Origin of the sequence: Algoriphagus yeomjeoni (assembly GCF_049821175.1) — a bacterium.
GTDB classification, from domain to species: Bacteria; Bacteroidota; Bacteroidia; order Cytophagales; family Cyclobacteriaceae; genus Algoriphagus; species Algoriphagus yeomjeoni_A.
Window position 1 is genome coordinate 4,126,673 of record NZ_CP187512.1, and the last position, 17,893, is coordinate 4,144,565.

General features: G+C 40.4%; 15 protein-coding genes. 6 read left to right on the plus strand and 9 right to left on the minus strand.

The window, feature by feature from the left end:
- Positions 1 to 34: 34 nt before the first annotated feature.
- The 4 genes from ACPUEN_RS16830 to ACPUEN_RS16845 all read right to left on the minus strand — a co-directional run bounded on the left by ACPUEN_RS16830 (position 35) and on the right by ACPUEN_RS16845 (position 7,791).
- Entirely contained in the window at positions 35 to 1,258 is a 1,224-nt protein-coding gene (locus ACPUEN_RS16830; RefSeq protein ID WP_425637069.1) for an alkaline phosphatase family protein, read from the minus strand.
- Positions 1,259 to 1,348: 90 nt separating this feature from the next.
- On the minus strand, positions 1,349 to 3,142 hold the full coding sequence (locus tag ACPUEN_RS16835; RefSeq protein WP_425637070.1) for a RagB/SusD family nutrient uptake outer membrane protein: 1,794 nt from the start codon (positions 3,140 to 3,142) through the stop codon (positions 1,349 to 1,351).
- Between the two features lie 109 nt (positions 3,143 to 3,251).
- Positions 3,252 to 6,485 (minus strand): SusC/RagA family TonB-linked outer membrane protein, encoded by a 3,234-nt coding sequence (locus tag ACPUEN_RS16840; RefSeq protein ID WP_425637072.1) that lies wholly within the window; start codon positions 6,483 to 6,485, stop codon positions 3,252 to 3,254.
- A 409-nt stretch (positions 6,486 to 6,894) separates the two neighbouring features.
- The gene (locus ACPUEN_RS16845; RefSeq protein ID WP_425637074.1) at positions 6,895 to 7,791 is read right to left on the minus strand and encodes a metallophosphoesterase family protein; all 897 of its coding nucleotides are present in this window, start codon (positions 7,789 to 7,791) and stop codon (positions 6,895 to 6,897) included.
- A 210-nt stretch (positions 7,792 to 8,001) separates the two neighbouring features.
- Between ACPUEN_RS16845 and ACPUEN_RS16850 the strand changes: the two genes are divergently transcribed.
- From ACPUEN_RS16850 to ACPUEN_RS16860, 3 genes are all read left to right on the plus strand, one after another.
- Entirely contained in the window at positions 8,002 to 8,604 is a 603-nt protein-coding gene (locus tag ACPUEN_RS16850; RefSeq protein WP_111610024.1) for a TetR family transcriptional regulator, read from the plus strand.
- A gap of 371 nt (positions 8,605 to 8,975) precedes the next feature.
- On the plus strand, positions 8,976 to 10,427 hold the full coding sequence (gene betB / locus ACPUEN_RS16855; RefSeq protein WP_425637075.1) for a betaine-aldehyde dehydrogenase: 1,452 nt from the start codon (positions 8,976 to 8,978) through the stop codon (positions 10,425 to 10,427).
- 52 nt (positions 10,428 to 10,479) lie between these two features.
- Positions 10,480 to 11,973, plus strand: coding sequence for a GMC family oxidoreductase (locus tag ACPUEN_RS16860; RefSeq protein ID WP_425637076.1), 1,494 nt, complete (start codon positions 10,480 to 10,482; stop codon positions 11,971 to 11,973).
- Positions 11,974 to 12,026: 53 nt separating this feature from the next.
- Here the strand turns inward: ACPUEN_RS16860 and ACPUEN_RS16865 are convergent, their stop codons facing one another.
- From ACPUEN_RS16865 to ACPUEN_RS16880, 4 genes are all read right to left on the minus strand, one after another.
- Positions 12,027 to 13,619 carry a sodium:solute symporter family protein gene (locus ACPUEN_RS16865; RefSeq protein ID WP_425637077.1) on the minus strand — a complete coding sequence of 531 codons (1,593 nt, stop codon included), beginning with the start codon at positions 13,617 to 13,619 and terminating at the stop codon, positions 12,027 to 12,029.
- A gap of 235 nt (positions 13,620 to 13,854) precedes the next feature.
- Entirely contained in the window at positions 13,855 to 14,367 is a 513-nt protein-coding gene (locus tag ACPUEN_RS16870) for a hypothetical protein (protein ID WP_425637078.1), read from the minus strand.
- A 47-nt stretch (positions 14,368 to 14,414) separates the two neighbouring features.
- Positions 14,415 to 14,702 carry a winged helix-turn-helix domain-containing protein gene (locus tag ACPUEN_RS16875; protein ID WP_425637079.1) on the minus strand — a complete coding sequence of 96 codons (288 nt, stop codon included), beginning with the start codon at positions 14,700 to 14,702 and terminating at the stop codon, positions 14,415 to 14,417.
- Positions 14,689 to 15,264: a hypothetical protein gene (locus tag ACPUEN_RS16880; RefSeq protein ID WP_425637080.1), complete on the minus strand. Its 576-nt coding sequence runs from the start codon at positions 15,262 to 15,264 to the stop codon at positions 14,689 to 14,691. The genes ACPUEN_RS16875 and ACPUEN_RS16880 overlap by 14 nt, the downstream gene beginning before the upstream one ends.
- Positions 15,265 to 15,464: 200 nt before the next feature.
- On the opposite strand from ACPUEN_RS16880, the gene ACPUEN_RS16885 reads away from it, so the two are divergent.
- The 3 genes from ACPUEN_RS16885 to ACPUEN_RS16895 all read left to right on the plus strand — a co-directional run bounded on the left by ACPUEN_RS16885 (position 15,465) and on the right by ACPUEN_RS16895 (position 16,917).
- Positions 15,465 to 15,917, plus strand: a complete 453-nt coding sequence (locus tag ACPUEN_RS16885) for a DUF1569 domain-containing protein (protein WP_425637081.1) — start codon at positions 15,465 to 15,467, stop codon at positions 15,915 to 15,917.
- Complete coding sequence (locus ACPUEN_RS16890; protein ID WP_425637082.1) at positions 15,914 to 16,282, plus strand: glyoxalase; 369 nt, start codon at positions 15,914 to 15,916, stop codon at positions 16,280 to 16,282. Before ACPUEN_RS16885 ends, ACPUEN_RS16890 begins: the two co-directional genes overlap by 4 nt.
- A gap of 176 nt (positions 16,283 to 16,458) precedes the next feature.
- Positions 16,459 to 16,917, plus strand: coding sequence for a copper resistance protein NlpE (locus ACPUEN_RS16895; protein ID WP_425637084.1), 459 nt, complete (start codon positions 16,459 to 16,461; stop codon positions 16,915 to 16,917).
- A 3-nt stretch (positions 16,918 to 16,920) separates the two neighbouring features.
- Here ACPUEN_RS16895 and ACPUEN_RS16900 read toward each other — a convergent pair whose 3' ends face one another.
- Complete coding sequence (locus ACPUEN_RS16900; RefSeq protein WP_425640207.1) at positions 16,921 to 17,853, minus strand: hydrogen peroxide-inducible genes activator; 933 nt, start codon at positions 17,851 to 17,853, stop codon at positions 16,921 to 16,923.
- Positions 17,854 to 17,893 lie beyond the last annotated feature (40 nt).

Genomic DNA, 17,893 nt, shown 5'->3' on the forward strand with positions numbered 1-17,893 from the left:
ACCCCTTTTTTATGGTTAGAAATGAATGAGCACCTTATTTCACGAGCCAATAGTTCAGATAGCCAGAGGGAGTTTCCAGTACCACTTTGAATATATCCGACTGAGTTCCATTGAGGGAAAATGTTTTTTTCTCATCGTTTAAATCCACATCCCCAACTAACCAATAATTATCCAATTCGCCAGTCTTGAAATTGTTGGTTGTCGATACCCATACTCTTCCTTTTTCGCTGTCGGAAAGAGATTTCCAGCTCATTGAGATCTCGCCATTTTTCAATTCAGCTTTTAGGTCACTGGCATCCACCGGACCTATGAAAGGAGTGCCATCCAATTCCATTGCTATTTTCTTTGGAATGCTGAGCTCTAGATGGCTTGCCATAGAAGGTAGGATATCCACCATTTCTGGTGTTTCCTGGAAGTGTGAATTGGTGTTTTTTGAATTGGTGACTATCCATGTAGCACGCTCTCTGGCACTATGGCCGCCATGACCAAACCCATCATCAGTTCTACCGTGATCTGTGGTGATGACTATCAGCCAATCTTCGCCGAAGGTATCCTCTCTATATTGAATAGCGTCCCATACGCGTCCGATTTGAACATCCGCTTTTTTGACTCCGTCGATCATTTCAGGACTATTGCCAAAGCCATGTCCCATATCATCGGAATATTCCAGGTACATCCATGATAAATCTGGAGCTTCCGCAGAGATGTAACGGGCAGCTTCTTTGGATACTGCTTCATCGATTTTATGGATATAGATTCTGTCATCACCATGTGGGAAATTCAAGGTGTCCAGTTCCATACCATCAAAATAATAGTCGAAAACAAAGCTTTCAGTTTCCGGTAAATTTGCTCCAACCAGCTTTGTCCTATTGTCTAACCAGGTAGAGAAAATTGCCGTTTTTTTTGTTGGGTCAGCCTCTTTTAGCATCCTAAAAATAGTCCAGTAGTTATAATTCGGCGCCTTAATACTATTTCCCCAGACATTATGTTTGTTTGCCCAGACGCCTGTTAATAGTGAGTTATATCCAACTGCTGAAATAGTAGGCGTCTGCGAGTATCCACCTACTTCGCCTCCCATACTTGCTTTGGTGAACCCACCTATAGCGCTAATCTTATCTATATTTGGCGTAGGTACTGTGTCTAGCACATCTGCGGGAATTCCATCCAATATGACGAATAGTACCTTTTTGGTGTTTTTTTGAGTACATCCTTGAGCCACCAGTAGAATCAGTGAAGCGACGATTAGAATTCTTTTCATTCTTGATTTATATTTTTAATATATGTTTCCTACATATGAAAGTGGCCTGACTGTTAGAGTCAAGCCACCTTCGAATTTCAGAGTTGTAATTTAATTCCAGCCAAAAATCTGATTCAAATTTGGATTCAAAGTCACTTGCTGAATCGGAATTGGACGATAATAGTATTTTGGTTCCTCAAAAGTTCTGGCTTTTGTTTCAGTCACCATCATTCCGCCAGCTTCTCCATTCTCCAAGAACACATCAACATTCTCATCGATAGTACCTGCTTTGTAATAAACCAGAGTTACTCCGAGGCTATTTTTCTCCTTTTCATCTCCCACAGGGATATTCGTGTCTTTACTTACCAAGATCACATCTTCAATGCCATCGCCTGTCAAATCATACTTACCTAAGCCTGCGAAGTACATGCCCTGAGGAATATTTTCGAATAATTTGCCAGCTGACCATCTCATCAAGTCATCGTATCTATATCCTTCCACTGCAAACTCAATTCTTCTTTCTCTTCTAATTTCCAAAAGAACTCCAAGATTGGATCCTCCTACATTTGGATACTTTTGTACAAGAAATGGATCAGGAGACATATTTGCATCAGTCATAATCAAATCAGGCATTCCGGCTCTTTGTCTTAATACATTGACTGTCATATCGAGGTCAGCTTGAGTTAACTCATTCATCTCGACTTTAGCCTCTGCGTATGTTAGCAAAACTTCCGCATACCGATAAACAGGGAAATCTGCGCTTGATATCGCAATGTTGTCCGTTGTGTTTTGGTATCCTTTAATCTGGTGATATCCAGTAAAGTTCTTATTCAAATTTTGAATATAGGGAGTTGAATTTGGCTCACGAATCCAACCTGGATACACCAAAGTCTGCATCATTCGTGGATCTCGATCTTTAAATTCCTCTACAAACCCAAGCTGCATGTGATTAGGTACTGAGGAATAATACGAACCATCTTTCATCAAATAACTCATAACCAAATCTCTAGATGGAGATTGCTCATAGTCACCGAATACTCCTGTATTGACATTCGACCCACGATCTTTGTTTGCGTCATAAGGATTTACAAGTATCACTTCTGGGTTACCCATTAGATCCTGACTGGTGAACAATTTAGCGTAATCGTTTTCTGGGTTCCCCGTGGAGTAAATAGAAAACTTACCAGAATCCATCAGTTCCTTGGCGAGATCTCTGGCTTTTTGCAATAATGTAGAGGAAGAGGCTTCTAACCCTAACTCACTGTGATATTTTCTATAGGTTCCTTCGTAAAGTGCCAGACGAGAATAAAAGGCTTTTACTGCCGATAGGCTAGGTGTTCCTGTAGGGACAGACTCCCTTACATGGCTTACTGCATAATCCAAATCTGCCATTACATTTGTCATCACCATTTCTCTGGAATCACGACCCTTGTAAAGTTGCTCTTGGTCACTTGGATCCAGGGTATTCTCATACCATGGTACATCAGAGTACCTTTTTACCATACCGAAGTAAAACATAGCTCGGTAATATCTGGCTAAGCCTACGTAGTGTGCAATAGCCTCTTCAGAAGCCTGTGCTTTCTCATAATTATCAAGGAAATAATTGATGTTTCTCAATGTGCCCCAATTCCATCCCCCCGTAATTGTTTGGGAGGTTGGATTTCCAGTAATGATGTTTTTGATTTCCACGGCGCCGGTAGTTGCCATGTTATCACTGCTTTGATCACTCTGGTAGCTGCCAGGTCCAGGCATGCTAAGCAGACCATTTACATAGAGTTCAAGATCTTCTTCAGACTTGAAAAACTCTTCAGGGGCCACGGATGTCTGTGGATATCTATCTAGAAAATCATCGTTGCAGGATGACAAAGCCATGACTGCACCTATTAAAACGATATATTTTTTCATGTGTTTATTATTGAATTTTTTGATCACATGAAATCTCGCATAGTTGACAATCAGGTCTCTGTGAGATGTTTTTGTCGTGCTTGATTTCATGATTCTCTTCATTTCTTAATTACAAATCAACATTAACTCCAAATGAGAATTTTCTCTGGAATGGGTAAGCCCATCCGTATCCGTCATTGATTGCTTCAGGATCTACAAAATTCTTGATTGGTGAGAATTCAAAAATATTCTCACCAGATACGAATAGTCTGATTCTGCTAACCTTCAATTTTTCCAATACAGGAGCAGGGAAAGTGTAGCCCAGGGTGATGTTTTTTACTCGCAGGTAAGCTGCATTCTGAAGGTATCTTGTCTGGGAAATATCCAAACCTGAACCGTAGTTGTTGTCTGCAAGCCAAGCCTGAAGAACAGGGTACTCGGCATCTAGATTTTGTTCAGCTAATCCAGCATCAATATAAGACTGGGAATGCTGAGCCATCAATGCATCGCTATCGGCTGAGCCTCTATAGAAGTCCAGGTTCCAAGGATAGACGTTAGCATAAGGTTGTTGATAAGGTCCCCAGAAGAGGTAGTGTCTTGGGTAATAATCTCGTTTGCCCACACCTTGAAGGAATACTGAAAGGTCAAAGCCACTGAAGCTCATATCAAGATTGAAACCATAGCGGTATCTCGCACTGGTGTTGCCTATCAGAGTCAAATCTTTTGGGTCCTCAGCAGTTTGTCCACGCTCTATTTTACCATCTCCATTAAGATCTTTATACTTTGGCCAGCCTGGAACTACGGAAATTGCTCCCCAGGGAACAATTGCTGACTGGTCCAAGGCAGCGATTTGATCTTCGTTTTCCATGATCCCATCATTTACTAGTCCCCAAATCTCACCGATTTGCTGACCAACTCTGTAATTTGAGAACAGTTGGTTTTCGTTTTGGAAACTGGTGATGAAAGATTTGGAGTCAGAAAGGATTGCTCTTATTCCAAACTTCACTGGATTCGATGCGTTTCCAATTTGGTCTCTGTATCCCAAAGAAAGCTCAAAGCCTTTTGTTCTCAGATCAGCTGCATTTTGCTTTGGAGGGCTGGTTCCAAGTACAGCCGGCAATTCCACTGGATCAGTTAGCATCCCTTTAGTATCTCTAATGAAATAATCTACAGTTCCGCTCACTCGATCCCCTAGCATCCCGAAATCCAAACCGACATTGTTTGTAATTACTTTTTCCCAGGTATAATTAGTAGGATCAACTGCCAAAGAAGGTGATGAGGTGATTACTGTTTGTCGGTTTCCATTGATCAGGTAGCTAGAAAGTCCTGTCGGCAGACTCTGGATGTAGCCAAAATTGGATACATTTTGGTTTCCTAGGCTACCGTAGGATGCCCTAACTTTAAACGTAGAAACCACACTGGTCAAACCTGAGAAAAAATCCTCATCCATTACCAGCCATGAGCCTGATACAGATGGAAAGAAGCCCCAGCGATTATCACTTGGGAATCTTGAAGAGCCGTCATATCTACCGTTGATTTCAAGAATATATCGGTTTTTGAATGAGTAATTAATTCTTCCAAAACCACTTCGTAAAGCGTATGTGCTATAAGATGGAGTGACAAACGCGTCTCCTGTTGTCAAGCCAATGTAAGGGAGAGAGGATGAAATGAGGACTCTTCTTTCCGCCTGAATGGTTGAGTATTCATAATTTTCCTGATTAAAACCTGCCAGTAGATCAAATTTATGATCTCCTAGAGTTTTGGAATACTTACCGAAAAGATCGAAAATCGTACCGATAAGTGTTCCATTTCTTTCGATCACAGAGCCTGCTCCTCCTTCAGTTCTGACGTCATCTGGTCCAAATCCAATATTAAATTTTCTCTGATCCCAGTGATACTTCCACTGCTCTCTTTTGAAACTACCTCGACCTGTAAAAGTCAAGTCACCATCCATAAAGGAGGCTGTTGCCTGAATGATATTCTGAAAACCAATCATGTCTTCCTGATTTCTACCTCCGTCTACTAGTCTAGCCGCCAATCGTCCTGCACTAGTGTTTGCCCAAGTTTCATCTGGGTTGACAGCAACATCAGTAGGTTGTAAATAATAGATGTCTGTAATATCTGTAGAAGGATCCGCACGTTCGGTTTGGTAGATATTCAAGTTGTTGTCAACAGTCAGCCATGGCATTGGCTTCATATTTATCTTTGCTCGGAGGGAATAGCGATCCCAGTAATCAGGAGCAAGTTTATTCAGGCCATTTTCTTTGGTGTAATCGCCAGAAACATAATATCCAATTGGCATTTTACCAGAAGATTTACCACTGATAGAAAGACTTTGATTAGTCGAAAAACTAGAAGGGTTGAAAAAGTATTCATTCCAATTGTTGCTACCCATGTAAGCCCACAGATCAGGGTTGATAGGGTCTAGCCTAGTGTCTTCGATACTTGGATCTTCTGAGCGTTCTTTAGCCCATTGGTATTGCGCATCTGTGTAGTTCACGTAGTCCCAAGGAGTGTTGTTGGTAGATGTTTCCAGCACTCGTGAATAAATGTATGGATCAGTCACTGGCTCAGGTAGAACGGAAGGTTTTCCCCAAGCAAAAAAGCTATTGTAGGAAATTTTTTGATTGCCTTCAGTACCATTCTTTGTTGTGATCAGTATCACACCAAAGGCAGCTCTTGCTCCGTAGATAGCTGCAGATGCTGCATCTCTCAATACGGAGTAAGACTCTATATCAGAAGGGCTTAGTCTTAATAAATCGCTTTCATTTCCTGGAATCCCATCGATGACAATTAGTGGTCCACCACCATTGATGGAAGTAAAACCTCTAATATTAATATTTGGGACTGTACCGGGCTTTCCTCCTTGATAGGTGATATTCAGGCCTGGGCTCATGCCCTGAAGACCCTGGACTACATTTGCAATTGGACGCTTAGCAATATCTTCTCCTGCTAGTTGATCTACAGCCCCAGTGACGTTTACTTTTTTCTGAGTACCATATCCGACGACTACGACCTGCTCAAGTAGTGTGTCCGATTCTTTCATCTCTATATCTATTACTGATAATCCAGCAACAGGTCTTTCTATGGATTCGTATCCGATGAATGAATAAACTAAAACGGCGTCTTCAGAAGTAACAACTATGCTATAAGATCCATCCAGATCTGTAATAGTTCCTTTTTGTGTTCCCTTTACCAGTACTGAAACTCCGGGCATGCCCAGACCTGACCTGTCGGTCACTTTTCCTTTCACTTCCCCTTGAGCAAGTGATTCAAAACAGATGGCAAAGACCATCAGAACTAGCAGTCCTAACCCTTTGCTTAGCCTGTTCCAAAATGCAGACGTTTGTAAAATTTCTCTCATAAAATAGTGAATTGAGTAAGGTTTATTCAGTTATAATTCTCTTTCAAAATCAATTGAAAGTACAAAATTTTATTGAACATTCATTCAATATTAAATATTGATTTCTTTCAATCAAAGGAATTTTATTCCTAATAATCATATTATAATACTTGATTAACACTGAAACCCTAATATTCACATTTACGAAAAGCTACAATAACACGAAGAGTGATTTGGAATTGGAGAGGATTATAGCATGATGTTGGGCCGCATATAGTTATATATTATCTACCCAAAACACTATATTTTGGTATGCACACATTGAGAGTTCTTCAAATTATGTAGATGGTTATTTTTGGCATGCAAAGGATAGAAAGGAAAAGCCACCATAAAGTTGGTGGCTCTTGGCAGACATAGAAATACATAGGTGTTACACCATCGGGAAATATTTATTTTCTATAGTTCCATCCGAATAAAGTTTGAGAATAGCGAAACCCGGAGGAGTCTCCAAATAGTATTGCTTTCCAGCAGACTGATCATCTCCGTCACCCCACCAAAAACCACTCAAAGCACCATTGCAGAAATAGTGTACGTCGTTGTACCAGGCCCTGTCTAACAGGTGCTGATGACCGCTAAGGCAGACACGTACTTTGTCTTTGTGCTTGTAGAAAAGAGTTTTCAATTCCTTATGGTCACTATGCTGCCCGCCTACCAAAGCATTGGTAATAGACGTAATGGGGAAATGCGACATGATAAGCGTCGGGGTATTGCTAGGCAAACTGGCAAGGTCATCTTCTAACCATTTCATCTGCACTCCACCCAAGCTAATCCCTTCATGATTACCATCCAGGATAATAAAATGCCAGCCTTTTTCATCAAAACTGTAATAGGGAGCAGGTATATTCAACCGCTTTACTACATAGGGTTTACCATACATTTCATCTTCTTTTGCCGGAGCATCCCACCAGGGATCATGATTTCCGATGCAGCTATAGACTTTCGAATCTTTGATCTCCGCTCTAAACTGATCCCATGCTTCCCATTGCTCTAGTGTCCGCTCGCGCGATACCTCGTCATACGATGCATCGTGTATGCTATCACCACCATTTAAATAAAAATCTGGCTTATGGTTCTTAACTACCCTGAGCCAATCAATTGCTCTGTTGGGAATATTTTCTTCTGGTCGGATGTGAACGTCTGTGATATGCGCAATCGTGAGTATTGGAGATCTTGAAGTGGCTTTTTCGGAGGCTTTCGCTGCTGCTATTGGAGCGGTGACTCCTATAGCAAGAGTGGCTCCACGGGCTAAAAACTTTCTTCTTTTCATTTGAGTGCTTTATTTGGAACGGATATTTGGGGGCTTTAAGCTGCCTCCAAATTTTAACTCGAGCTATTAAACATTTAAAAGATTATTTTTACAATTGATTTTAAAAGCATAAATTGAACGCTCATTCAATATTATATATTGATTTTTGGGTTTCCAACGAATTTTACAACTATATTAGTCCTATTAACTTTCTTTTAACACTTTATTAATATGAGTAACAAGATTTCGGATGAAAGAAAGAAAGAGATAATTGGTGGGTTTTATGAGTTATCAAAACAAAATGGGCTGGAAAACACGTCGATTGCTAAAATAGGAAAGCACCTCGGCATGCCACCTAGTTTGATCATGCATTACTTTCCTACTCGTGAGATTCTGATTTCAAATTTGATTTCATTCATCTTGGAACAAATGCTGATGATCTATCAGCCCATGCTTGAGGAACTTGAAATTCAAAATTATGCTGATCCACACACCTTTGTCGATCGGCTTTTCTCCAGAGATTGGAATTTGCTTTTAGACGATGGTGTCTTCTACAGTTGTTTCAGCTTGATCTTTAGAAATAAGAGAATCAAAGATGAGTATCGTGTCCTGCATGAAAAATTGAGAGAAAATCTGAAAGCCATACTCGATAGAGACGAAACTTTACACGGGAAGGATACCGAACTTCTAGCCGAGCAGATTTTCGTGGTTGTAGAGGGGGCATATTATTACCTCTCCATGTTTGATGATCCAGAAGTGTACGAGGAGAAAGTAACAATATTCAAGAATCAGGTTTATGATTTGCTAAGGAAATACGAAGTCCAGCATTTGTAACCTTCTTAATTTCAATCCTTAGAAAGCTTAGTTTATTTGCCTAACGGGATAGAGATTAAAATGAATTTATAAAGCCATCTTGAACAATAAAAGGGAGCCTTTTCGATGGACAATAATTATGTGGCATCATTCAAGACCAAAAAAAGGGAGTACTCATAGGGTTCATTTTAAATGCTTTACAAAGTCTTCGAACTAATGATCTCTTATCTCACCATTTAACAAACGTACCCGAGCTCGGTATTCGAGTTAGGGGCACAATCTATTAGAATAAATTTACATTTGGAGCTGAGTTGATTTCTTCTGAAGTGATGCCCGCAAGATACATTTGGGATACTTATTCACTCCTCCATTCTAATCCATAGACCTTATTCATGCATAGCATTCCATTATTTATTGGCAACACGCCATTTCCAGGTTCAGGCAAAAAGTTTAATAACTACAATCCCGCTACTGGGAAAGTTCTAAATGAAGTGAGCAGTGCCTCTGCTGAGGATTTTGAGAAAACTATAGAATCCGCTAAGCAAGGATTTGAGGTTTGGTCTGTCATGTCCCCAACCGAGCGCGGAAGGATTTTACATAAGGCTTCTCGCCTTTTACGTGAAAAAAATGATGAATTGGCCCTACTTGAATCACAGGATGCAGGTAAGCCGATTCGTGAAGCGCTAGAAGTAGATGTGGTTTCAGGGGCAGATTGTCTGGAATATTATGCAGGAATAGCCTCTTCCATGCACGGTGAGCATATAGAATTGGGGGGTGATTTTGCGTACACCCGTAGAGAGCCGCTGGGTATTTGTGCAGGCATCGGAGCTTGGAATTACCCACTTCAGATTGCTTGTTGGAAATCTGCCCCTGCCTTAGCTTGTGGAAATGTGATGATATTCAAGCCTGCAGAACTTACACCAGTCACTGCATATAAGTTGGCTGAAGTTTTCAAAGAAGCTGGATTGCCTGATGGTGTTTTCAATGTTGTGCAAGGTGACGGTGAGGTAGGGCAAATGATGACCTCACATCCTGATATTGCTAAAGTATCCATTACTGGAGAAGTAGGAACTGGCAAGAAAGTGATGGCGGCTGCGGCAGCTACTCTAAAGCATGTCACGTTGGAGCTAGGTGGCAAATCCCCAATAATTGTATTTGAAGATGCAGATCTTGAGGAAGCAGTAAATGGCGTTTTACTGGGTAATTTTTATACACAGGGTGAGATTTGCAGTAATGGAACCCGCGTATTTGTGCATTCTTCCATTCGTGAAAAATTCCTTGAAATACTGGTAGCACGGACCAAAAAACTAAAAGTTGGAGATACAGCTGATCCTGCTACGCATATAGGTGCGATGATCAATAAGAATCATTTTGAGAAAGTAATGAGTTATATCTCATTAGGAAAGGAACAAGGAGCGGAGCTGATTTGCGGTGGGAATCAAGTTGAGGTTGCAGGTTGTGAAGGTGGCTATTTTATAGCGCCTACTATTTTTGCCAGCCCAAAAGATGAGTTAAGAATAGTGGAGGAAGAAATCTTCGGTCCTGTGATGTCTATTTTGACTTTTTCAGATGAAAAAGATGTTTTAGCACGTGCTAATAATACGCCTTTCGGTCTTGCGGCAGGCGTTTATACAAATGATTTGAGAAGGGCTCATCGAATGGTGGCGAAATTGCAGGCAGGGATATGTTGGGTAAATACATTTAATATCACTCCTGTGGAAATTCCCTTTGGCGGATATAAACAATCAGGAATTGGTCGTGAAAATGGATTGGCGGCAATCGAACATTATTCCCAACTCAAAACAGTTTATATCGCCATGAAAGACTTGGGAAACCCTTTCTAATTGCATTTCTAAGACAAGTAATTGTCTGAAAATCAACATTTAAAATTTAATTATGAAATATGATTTTATAGTAGTCGGCGGAGGTTCTGCCGGGGTGATCACTGCTTATCGCCTAGCTGAGCATAAGGCCGGTAACGTACTACTAATAGAGGCAGGTATCTCAGATGAAAAGCGTGAAGATGTGCTTCAGCTTGATCGGTGGCAATCACTATTGGAAGGAGAGTTGGATTATGACTTTACCATCCAACCACAGAAAAATGGAAATTCCAATATGAGACATAGCCGTGCCAAGGTAATGGGAGGGTGTAGCTCCCATAACTCGGCAATTGCTTTTCAGGCACCAGATTATGATTTTCAGGTTTGGACTGATTTGGGATTAGAGGGTTGGGCTCCTCAAGATGTCAAACCATTCTTCGATAAGGTTTTCGAAAAAGTGAATCTCGAAGTTTCCAATTCGGGAAATGCCTGTGGCAAAGCCGTGATAGAGGCCAGTGAGGAATTTGGCGTGCCTAAAGGTGATTTTATTAAAGGTGAATACAAGGAATCGGTAGGTTGGTTTTCCCTGAATAAGAAAGGAAATATCAGACATTCCAGCTCTGTAGCCTACTTGCACCCCTACGACCAACTTCCAGAAAATCTCACCATACTCACTGAGACATTTGCTTATCGCCTGATTTTAGATTCCGACAAAAATGTGATTGGCTTAGAAACTAGCAAAGGTGATTTCTACGCAGAAAAAGAAGTTATACTTTCTGGAGGCGCATTTCAGACTCCACAACTTTTGATGCTTTCTGGTATAGGGCCGGCAGAGCATCTCAGAGAAATGGGTATTCCGTTAGTGGAGGATTTGCCGGGAGTGGGAAGCCATTTGGTCGACCATCCAGAAGGTGTGATTATATGGGAGTCTGCTCAACCAGTTCCAACTGAAACAGCTCAGAAATATGAAATAGGCATTTTCTGTAAGTCTGATCCTAATTTGCCAATTTCTGATATTATGTTTCATTTAGGAACGGAAGCGTTTGATATGCATACTGTCCCTGCTGGATTTCCTACGGCGAAACAGGCATTTTCGCTGACGCCAAATGTGATGCAGGCAAAAAGTGAGGGAACTGTACGATTACAATCCAAAGATCCTGAAGCAGCACCAATAATAGATCCAAAATACTTTACAGATCCAGAAGGGTATGATATAAAAGTTATGCTGGAAAGTATAAAAATCGCTCGTAAGATAGCGGATCAACCAGCTCTTAAGCCCTGGATAAAAAGAGAACTTGCTCCTGGATCAGCTATACAAACTGACGAGGAAATTGTTGATTATATCTATAAAACGCACAATACGGTCTATCATCCAGCAGGAACTTGCAAAATGGCTGGTGATCACGACACCAATCAGGTGGTTAACAGCAGGTTACAGGTAAATGGAATAGGCAATCTTCGTATCGCTGATGCTTCCGTGTTTCCTACTATCACCAGTGTAAATCCTAACATGACTGTAATGATGATCGGAGAGCGTTGCGCTGATTTTATAATCAAGGATCATTCTTGAAGATACTTATCCACCTTTAGTCAATGTTTGTTGACTAAAGGTGGAACATTAATTTATCCCATTTTTTTGAGCTCTGTTGGAGGGCAACTTTTTTGCGTTAGCCTAGAGACGACTAAAATACTGATCATACCACAGGCCATAGCTAGTGTTCTGAATGGGAAAAGAACCGTTCCATCCACTTGAGTCATTGGATATGGAATAATAGCTTCAATTCCCAATGTAGGTTCTCCCCCACCAAATCGTAAAATCACAGACACAAGTAATCCTGCTATTGCACCATAGCGATTAGCTTTTTTATCGAAGAGTGCACAAACCAACTGTGGGAACAGAATACAGTACACAAAATCACTACATAAGAACCAAAGTGCATAGACGCTTTTAACCTGCAGAGCAATCAATGTGGCACTTATCCCTATTATCCAGATCACTTTTTTGATGACTTTGGCAAGAGATTTTGAATCTATAGTTGGCTTCATGAGCTTTCGATATAGATTCCAAGATGCCATGGAGGAAGCTGAGAGGATAGAAGAATCTACCGAGGACATCACAGCAGCCGCAATGGCCCCGAGACCGATTGTCGCTACGACAGGATTGGTCAAATATCTTACTACATAGGGTAGAGTAAGTGCCGCTTCCTCTGGAGGAGCTATTCCCAAGGCATTCCAATCTACCACATTGCCTATTACTCCTATCATTATAGCTGGAACCGCGGCTATCATACATACGAAACCAGCAATGATCGAAAGTCGCATGGCTACTTTCTCATTTTTGGAAGCCAATACTCGTTGGAAATAAACCTGCCAAGGAATTCCGCCAAAGATTAAAAGAAGGGCTGAATCCCACCAGTTCCAATAGCTGTCTCCCCAAAGGTCACTTTTCCATCCGTCGATAGGAGGAAACAGGTTGGCATAAATTCCTTTATTTTCCTGATAGGTAGCCCAAGCGTAGTCCCATCCCCCTACTTTTTCCAGCGCAAAAGGAATAACAAGAATAAGTCCAACGAACAATAGAATCATCTGTAAAACATCGGTAAAAGCTACAGCCCACAATCCGCCTAAGGCCGTATATGCGATGGCGATGGCTGCAGATAGGATGATGGAAGGAACGAAGTCCATCCCTAAAACGGTGCCGAAAGTGGTGCCAAGTGCGGTAAGGATAGCAGATGTCCAAAATAGTTCTCCTGTAATAGCTGGTAGGCTTAAAGCTGCAGCTACATTTTTACCAAATCGCTGCTCCAAGGGATCGATCATGGTTTTAAACTCATATCTTCTCATTTTTCGCGCAAAAAATAAGCCTCCAATTATGAGGCTTAGTGCATATCCCCAGGGTGCTTGAACCCAGGCAATACCCGAAGAATTAGTGTACTCGGCTGTTCCGTTGATATAGCCTCCTCCTACCCAAGTAGCACTCATGGTAAATATGGCGACACCCAGTGGAAGGGATCGTCCAGCGAGCATGACACTATCCTCCGTATCCTGTCCTTTCATATTGGCAGCATAAGTGCCTATGTAGAAAATAGCTGCATAGAAAAACATCATTGCAATGAATCCTGGCCAGTAGACAGGTCTTCCTAACCAATGCATGATGGCACCGGCTAACAATAACACAAGCATGATTAATAAAGAGGGAAGTAATTTTTTAAGCATTGGGAGATTAACTTTTCAACCTTAGAAAATGACTTGCCGATTGGCGTTAGACTTTAAGATGATTCTGAATCCAACAGAAAATATATGTGGCAAGGGGTGATTAGAGACTCGCAAGCTACTATTTTTAATTAGAAGAGCTTTCAGTAATCAGCGTTTTCGTGAGAATTAGGCTGTATCTTAATCTTAGTTTATTGGGGTTTAGGTATAATTCTGAAAGGTTTCTGAACCTTGCATTTCACTCTTTTTTCTCCAGTGTCATCTCCAAAAATGTATACCAAGTATCACCTTGGTTGAATTCGCCGATTTCAAACCATTGCCCTTTCTCATTTATTTTGATGATGTACCTGACAGATTCCGCAGGATACCAATAATATACATCCTCTTTCAAATCAGATTTGAAGGTCCCCTTTTGTCCAGATGAAAGAAATGATTGAAAATCATATTGATTTTCTTCTCCGGAAGATGTGATGATGGCTAGAGCATTGTGGACAATTTTTCCATCTGATTTACCTAACCCTTCTATTAGAATTGCTGTAGAATCTAGTTTGAACTGAATTTTTTCAGTTTGCTCAAATGTGTGCTTAACTCTATCCTGGCCAACCATCCAACCGGATCCCGACCACTCACCAACTAGGAAGGAAAGCTTTTTTACTTCAGCTTGGGAAGTTTTATTGATTTCACCGTTTTGGGCAACTACCATGCTTGAAATGACTGAAAGGGTAAGAATTAGAATAGTTAATTTTTTCATGATTTCTATAAATTTGTTTATTCCGTAAACTTAATGTTCAAATTTTTTTAGGTGATGTAATTTTTAAGATTCTCCACATATCTCTCGAAAGACTTAATGCCTTTTTGGGTTATAGAGCAGGTAGTTAGCGGACGTTTGCCTTTGAAAGATTTGGTGATTTTGATGTAGTCAGCCTTATCTAGTTTATCTAGCTGCACGCTCAGGTTTCCAGCTGTGGATTCAGTTTTCTCTTTGAGAAATGTGAATTCCGCAGACTCCACGCTGATCAATATAGACATGATGGCAAGGCGTAATTGTGAATGTAAAAGAGGGTCTAATGGCTTAAACTCGCTCACGATAAGTGTTTTTTAAGTAATAACCAGGCGCAAGATATCCCAAAACCATTGCAATTCCAGCAACTAAATATTGATCAGGAACTGAAACTAGGAACGCTATAATTGCGGCTATGGCTAACACCAAACTGCCAATTTTCACTGCTGTAGCCCTAATTATACTTCCTGTTGCAAACATTCCTACTGCTGCCAAAATCAAAATTACCGGATTATGATTGTATCCTAGAACTGGCATAAAGGCCAAAACAATTAGGATCGCTATAAATATTCCTATCCAGATTTGATCAAGGATTTGATCTAGGTGGGTCTTAATTTTTGCTTTAATCCTCTTGTTATAACTCCAGTAAAAACTGAATAAGGAAGCTGGAATTACAAGGATCCAGATGTAATAGGGATGTTCATAATTTGCTTTCTCCAGCGCATAATATCCAAAATTGCATATAGCAATTACCCATCCCCACAGTAGCAGGTGGAAACTTCCATCTCCTGCAGCTTCTTTTTTGACCTTAGCGATCATATCAGTAATGATCGCTAAGGACTCACTACTTGATAATTCTTTTTCCATGATTTTAAGTGTTAAGTGTTTGATATGATAAATGTAAATAAGTTTATATTATAAACCAAAATAATTTAATTGACTGATTATAAAAGTTTTAAAAGTCAGTTTGTCGTATTTGGTCTCGACAAGAAAAATGGAACCCTTCTGGAATTCGTTTTTGAGTTCATTTTCTTAACTTGAATCTTAAACCTTTTTGATGCCAAGTCATGAAAAATATTTTTCATCCCCAGATCGTTCAGGAATTGATCGACAGAATAAATGAGCTAACTCCAGAGACCACTCCTAGGTGGGGGATCATGCGGGTAGATCAAATGATGGCTCATTGCTGTGTTGCTTATGAAATGGCCCTTACCGATAAGCATCCAAAGCCAAATGCATTTATGCGGTTCTTGTTAAAAGCCTTCGTAAAGAAGGGTGTTGTTAATGATAAACCATATCCGAAAAATTCTCGAACTGCTCCAGCTTTCATTATTGCTGAGCGAAGGGATTTTGAGACAGAAAAAGCACGTTTGATTGGCTTTTTAGAAAAAACCCGAGACCTTGGCATCCCATATTTTGAGGGAAAGGAATCTCTTTCCTTTGGTCCGCTAACTGCTGAGGAATGGAATACCCTTTTTTATAAACATCTCGATCACCATCTGACACAATTCGGCGTATGATACACCCAGCCAAATCTATTAGAACCTTTATTGGTTCAAAAAGCTATAATGAGAGCATTCGCTTTTACCAAGTGCTGGGTTTTGAGGTGAAGTCTCTTGACACCAAAATGTCTTTAGTAAATGTGACAGATTCTCTAGCCTTCTATTTACAGGATGCTTATGAGAAATCCTGGTGTGAAAACTCCATGATTTTTCTAGAGGTCGAAGATGATCTTGAGTCCTATTGGGAAGCGATAAAAGTTCTAGGTTTACCAGATAAATTTCCTGGCACTAAACTAAGTAGTATAAAATATAAGGACTGGGGAAATGAGTTTTTTCTCCATGATCCTGCTGGTGTGCTTTGGCACTTTGGTGTTTTCAACTAGTAAGGGCTGTTAAAAAAAATAGCTAATCTTCATTAGTGATTTTAACATCTTGATAGTATTGCTCCAAATAATTGCTCTAAGTTTTTACCACCTCATTCAAAAGAATGTGAAATTCCTATGAAATGACTCTTTCGGTCTAATTCTTGATCTTTCTTCGCAAAATTGATCGATTAAATATGAACAAAAATCTGATCCTACTAGGACTTTTTGCTTCCTTGGCACTGACTACTTCCTGCTCCAATTCCCAATCAACATCTGAAAATGAGGAAGAAATCATAGCCTCAGACCAATACTTGTATGAAGGAGATAATTCCGCCACCGCATTAGATTGGAATGGAACTTACAAAGGCACTGTTCCCTGTGCCAGTTGTGAGGGGATAGAAACCACACTTACGCTCAATACTGATCGCACTTATAAGCTGTCAACGCACTATTTTGGTAGAAATGACGCACTAGAAGAGGATGATATGGGCATATTTACGTGGGACGAAACAGGATCGATTATCACGCTGGAGCGGGTAAGCAACGGGCCGAGGCAGTATAAAGTTGGTGAAAATCGCCTTTGGCAACTCGACATGAAGGGAAATATGATCACCGGAGATCTTGCAGATCATTATATACTAACCAAGCAATAAATCTTATTTAAACCTCACTATTTTCCCATGAGCTTTAGAGGTCATTTTCTGAGGAATGGAATCTGTGATTTCTTTGTATAGCAGTTCCACGAGCTTTTGCTTGAGGAAACTTCGGTTTAATATAATACTTACTTCCCGGGTAGGTGACTCCCCGTCAAACGGTCTTAATCGCGTTTTTTCCTCATCAGAAAGTTCTAAGGTTGCTAATTCTGGTAATAGTGTAACTCCTTTGTATCGGTTCACCATATTCTTTAGTCCTTCGAGTGAACCGCTTTCATAGTGAAAATTCTTTGGCCCGCTCAGGCTTTGATCACATAGATTAATTACCTGGTCTCGGAAGCAATGGCCTTGTTGAAGTACCCAAAAATCCTCTTTCTGTACTTTTTCTGGATGGAAAACTGACTCTTTTAATAAGGGATGTTCCTTTGATAAATAGGCAAAAAACTTTTCATAAAACATCGGTTTCTCTACTATTCCTGCCTCCTCCAAGGGGGTCACAATAATGCCTAGATCCAACTCGTCATTTTTTAATTTTTTCACCACCTCTTCAGTAACCATTTCCTGCACTTCGAGCTTCACATATGGATATTTCTCCAAAAATCTTCTGATAAAAAGATGCAATAGGTACGGTGCCAACGTAGGAATGATACCCAACTTAATCACACCCGAAACATCTCCCTTCAAGTCAGCTACCAATTCAAAAATTCCTTTACTTTCTGATACTACCTTTTTAGCTTGCCTGATTATTTGCACACCCATTTCAGTAGGGATCACTGGCATTTTACTTCGATCAAAAAGAATAACCCCCAAATCCCTTTCTAACTTACTAAGCTGCGCACTCAGTGTGGGTTGAGTTACAAAACAACTTTCCGCAGCGTTGCCAAAATGCCTGTGTTTATCGACTGCAATTAGGTATTCTAGTTGTTGTATCGTCATAGCTTTATTCTTCTCCATTTCAAAAGTATAAATTTCCCAA

What these genes read in the sequence shown, in the direction of transcription:
- ACPUEN_RS16830 (WP_425637069.1), bottom strand. Translation starts at nt 1,258, where the DNA reads ATGAAAAGAATTCTAATCGTCGCTTCACTGATTCTACTGGTGGCTCAA.
- ACPUEN_RS16835 (WP_425637070.1), bottom strand. Translation starts at nt 3,142, where the DNA reads ATGAAAAAATATATCGTTTTAATAGGTGCAGTCATGGCTTTGTCATCC.
- ACPUEN_RS16840 (WP_425637072.1), bottom strand. Translation starts at nt 6,485, where the DNA reads ATGAGAGAAATTTTACAAACGTCTGCATTTTGGAACAGGCTAAGCAAA.
- ACPUEN_RS16845 (WP_425637074.1), bottom strand. Translation starts at nt 7,791, where the DNA reads ATGAAAAGAAGAAAGTTTTTAGCCCGTGGAGCCACTCTTGCTATAGGA.
- ACPUEN_RS16850 (WP_111610024.1), top strand. Translation starts at nt 8,002, where the DNA reads ATGAGTAACAAGATTTCGGATGAAAGAAAGAAAGAGATAATTGGTGGG.
- betB (WP_425637075.1), top strand. Translation starts at nt 8,976, where the DNA reads ATGCATAGCATTCCATTATTTATTGGCAACACGCCATTTCCAGGTTCA.
- ACPUEN_RS16860 (WP_425637076.1), top strand. Translation starts at nt 10,480, where the DNA reads ATGAAATATGATTTTATAGTAGTCGGCGGAGGTTCTGCCGGGGTGATC.
- ACPUEN_RS16865 (WP_425637077.1), bottom strand. Translation starts at nt 13,619, where the DNA reads ATGCTTAAAAAATTACTTCCCTCTTTATTAATCATGCTTGTGTTATTG.
- ACPUEN_RS16870 (WP_425637078.1), bottom strand. Translation starts at nt 14,367, where the DNA reads ATGAAAAAATTAACTATTCTAATTCTTACCCTTTCAGTCATTTCAAGC.
- ACPUEN_RS16880 (WP_425637080.1), bottom strand. Translation starts at nt 15,264, where the DNA reads ATGGAAAAAGAATTATCAAGTAGTGAGTCCTTAGCGATCATTACTGAT.
- ACPUEN_RS16885 (WP_425637081.1), top strand. Translation starts at nt 15,465, where the DNA reads ATGAAAAATATTTTTCATCCCCAGATCGTTCAGGAATTGATCGACAGA.
- ACPUEN_RS16890 (WP_425637082.1), top strand. Translation starts at nt 15,914, where the DNA reads ATGATACACCCAGCCAAATCTATTAGAACCTTTATTGGTTCAAAAAGC.
- ACPUEN_RS16895 (WP_425637084.1), top strand. Translation starts at nt 16,459, where the DNA reads ATGAACAAAAATCTGATCCTACTAGGACTTTTTGCTTCCTTGGCACTG.
- ACPUEN_RS16900 (WP_425640207.1), bottom strand. Translation starts at nt 17,853, where the DNA reads ATGACGATACAACAACTAGAATACCTAATTGCAGTCGATAAACACAGG.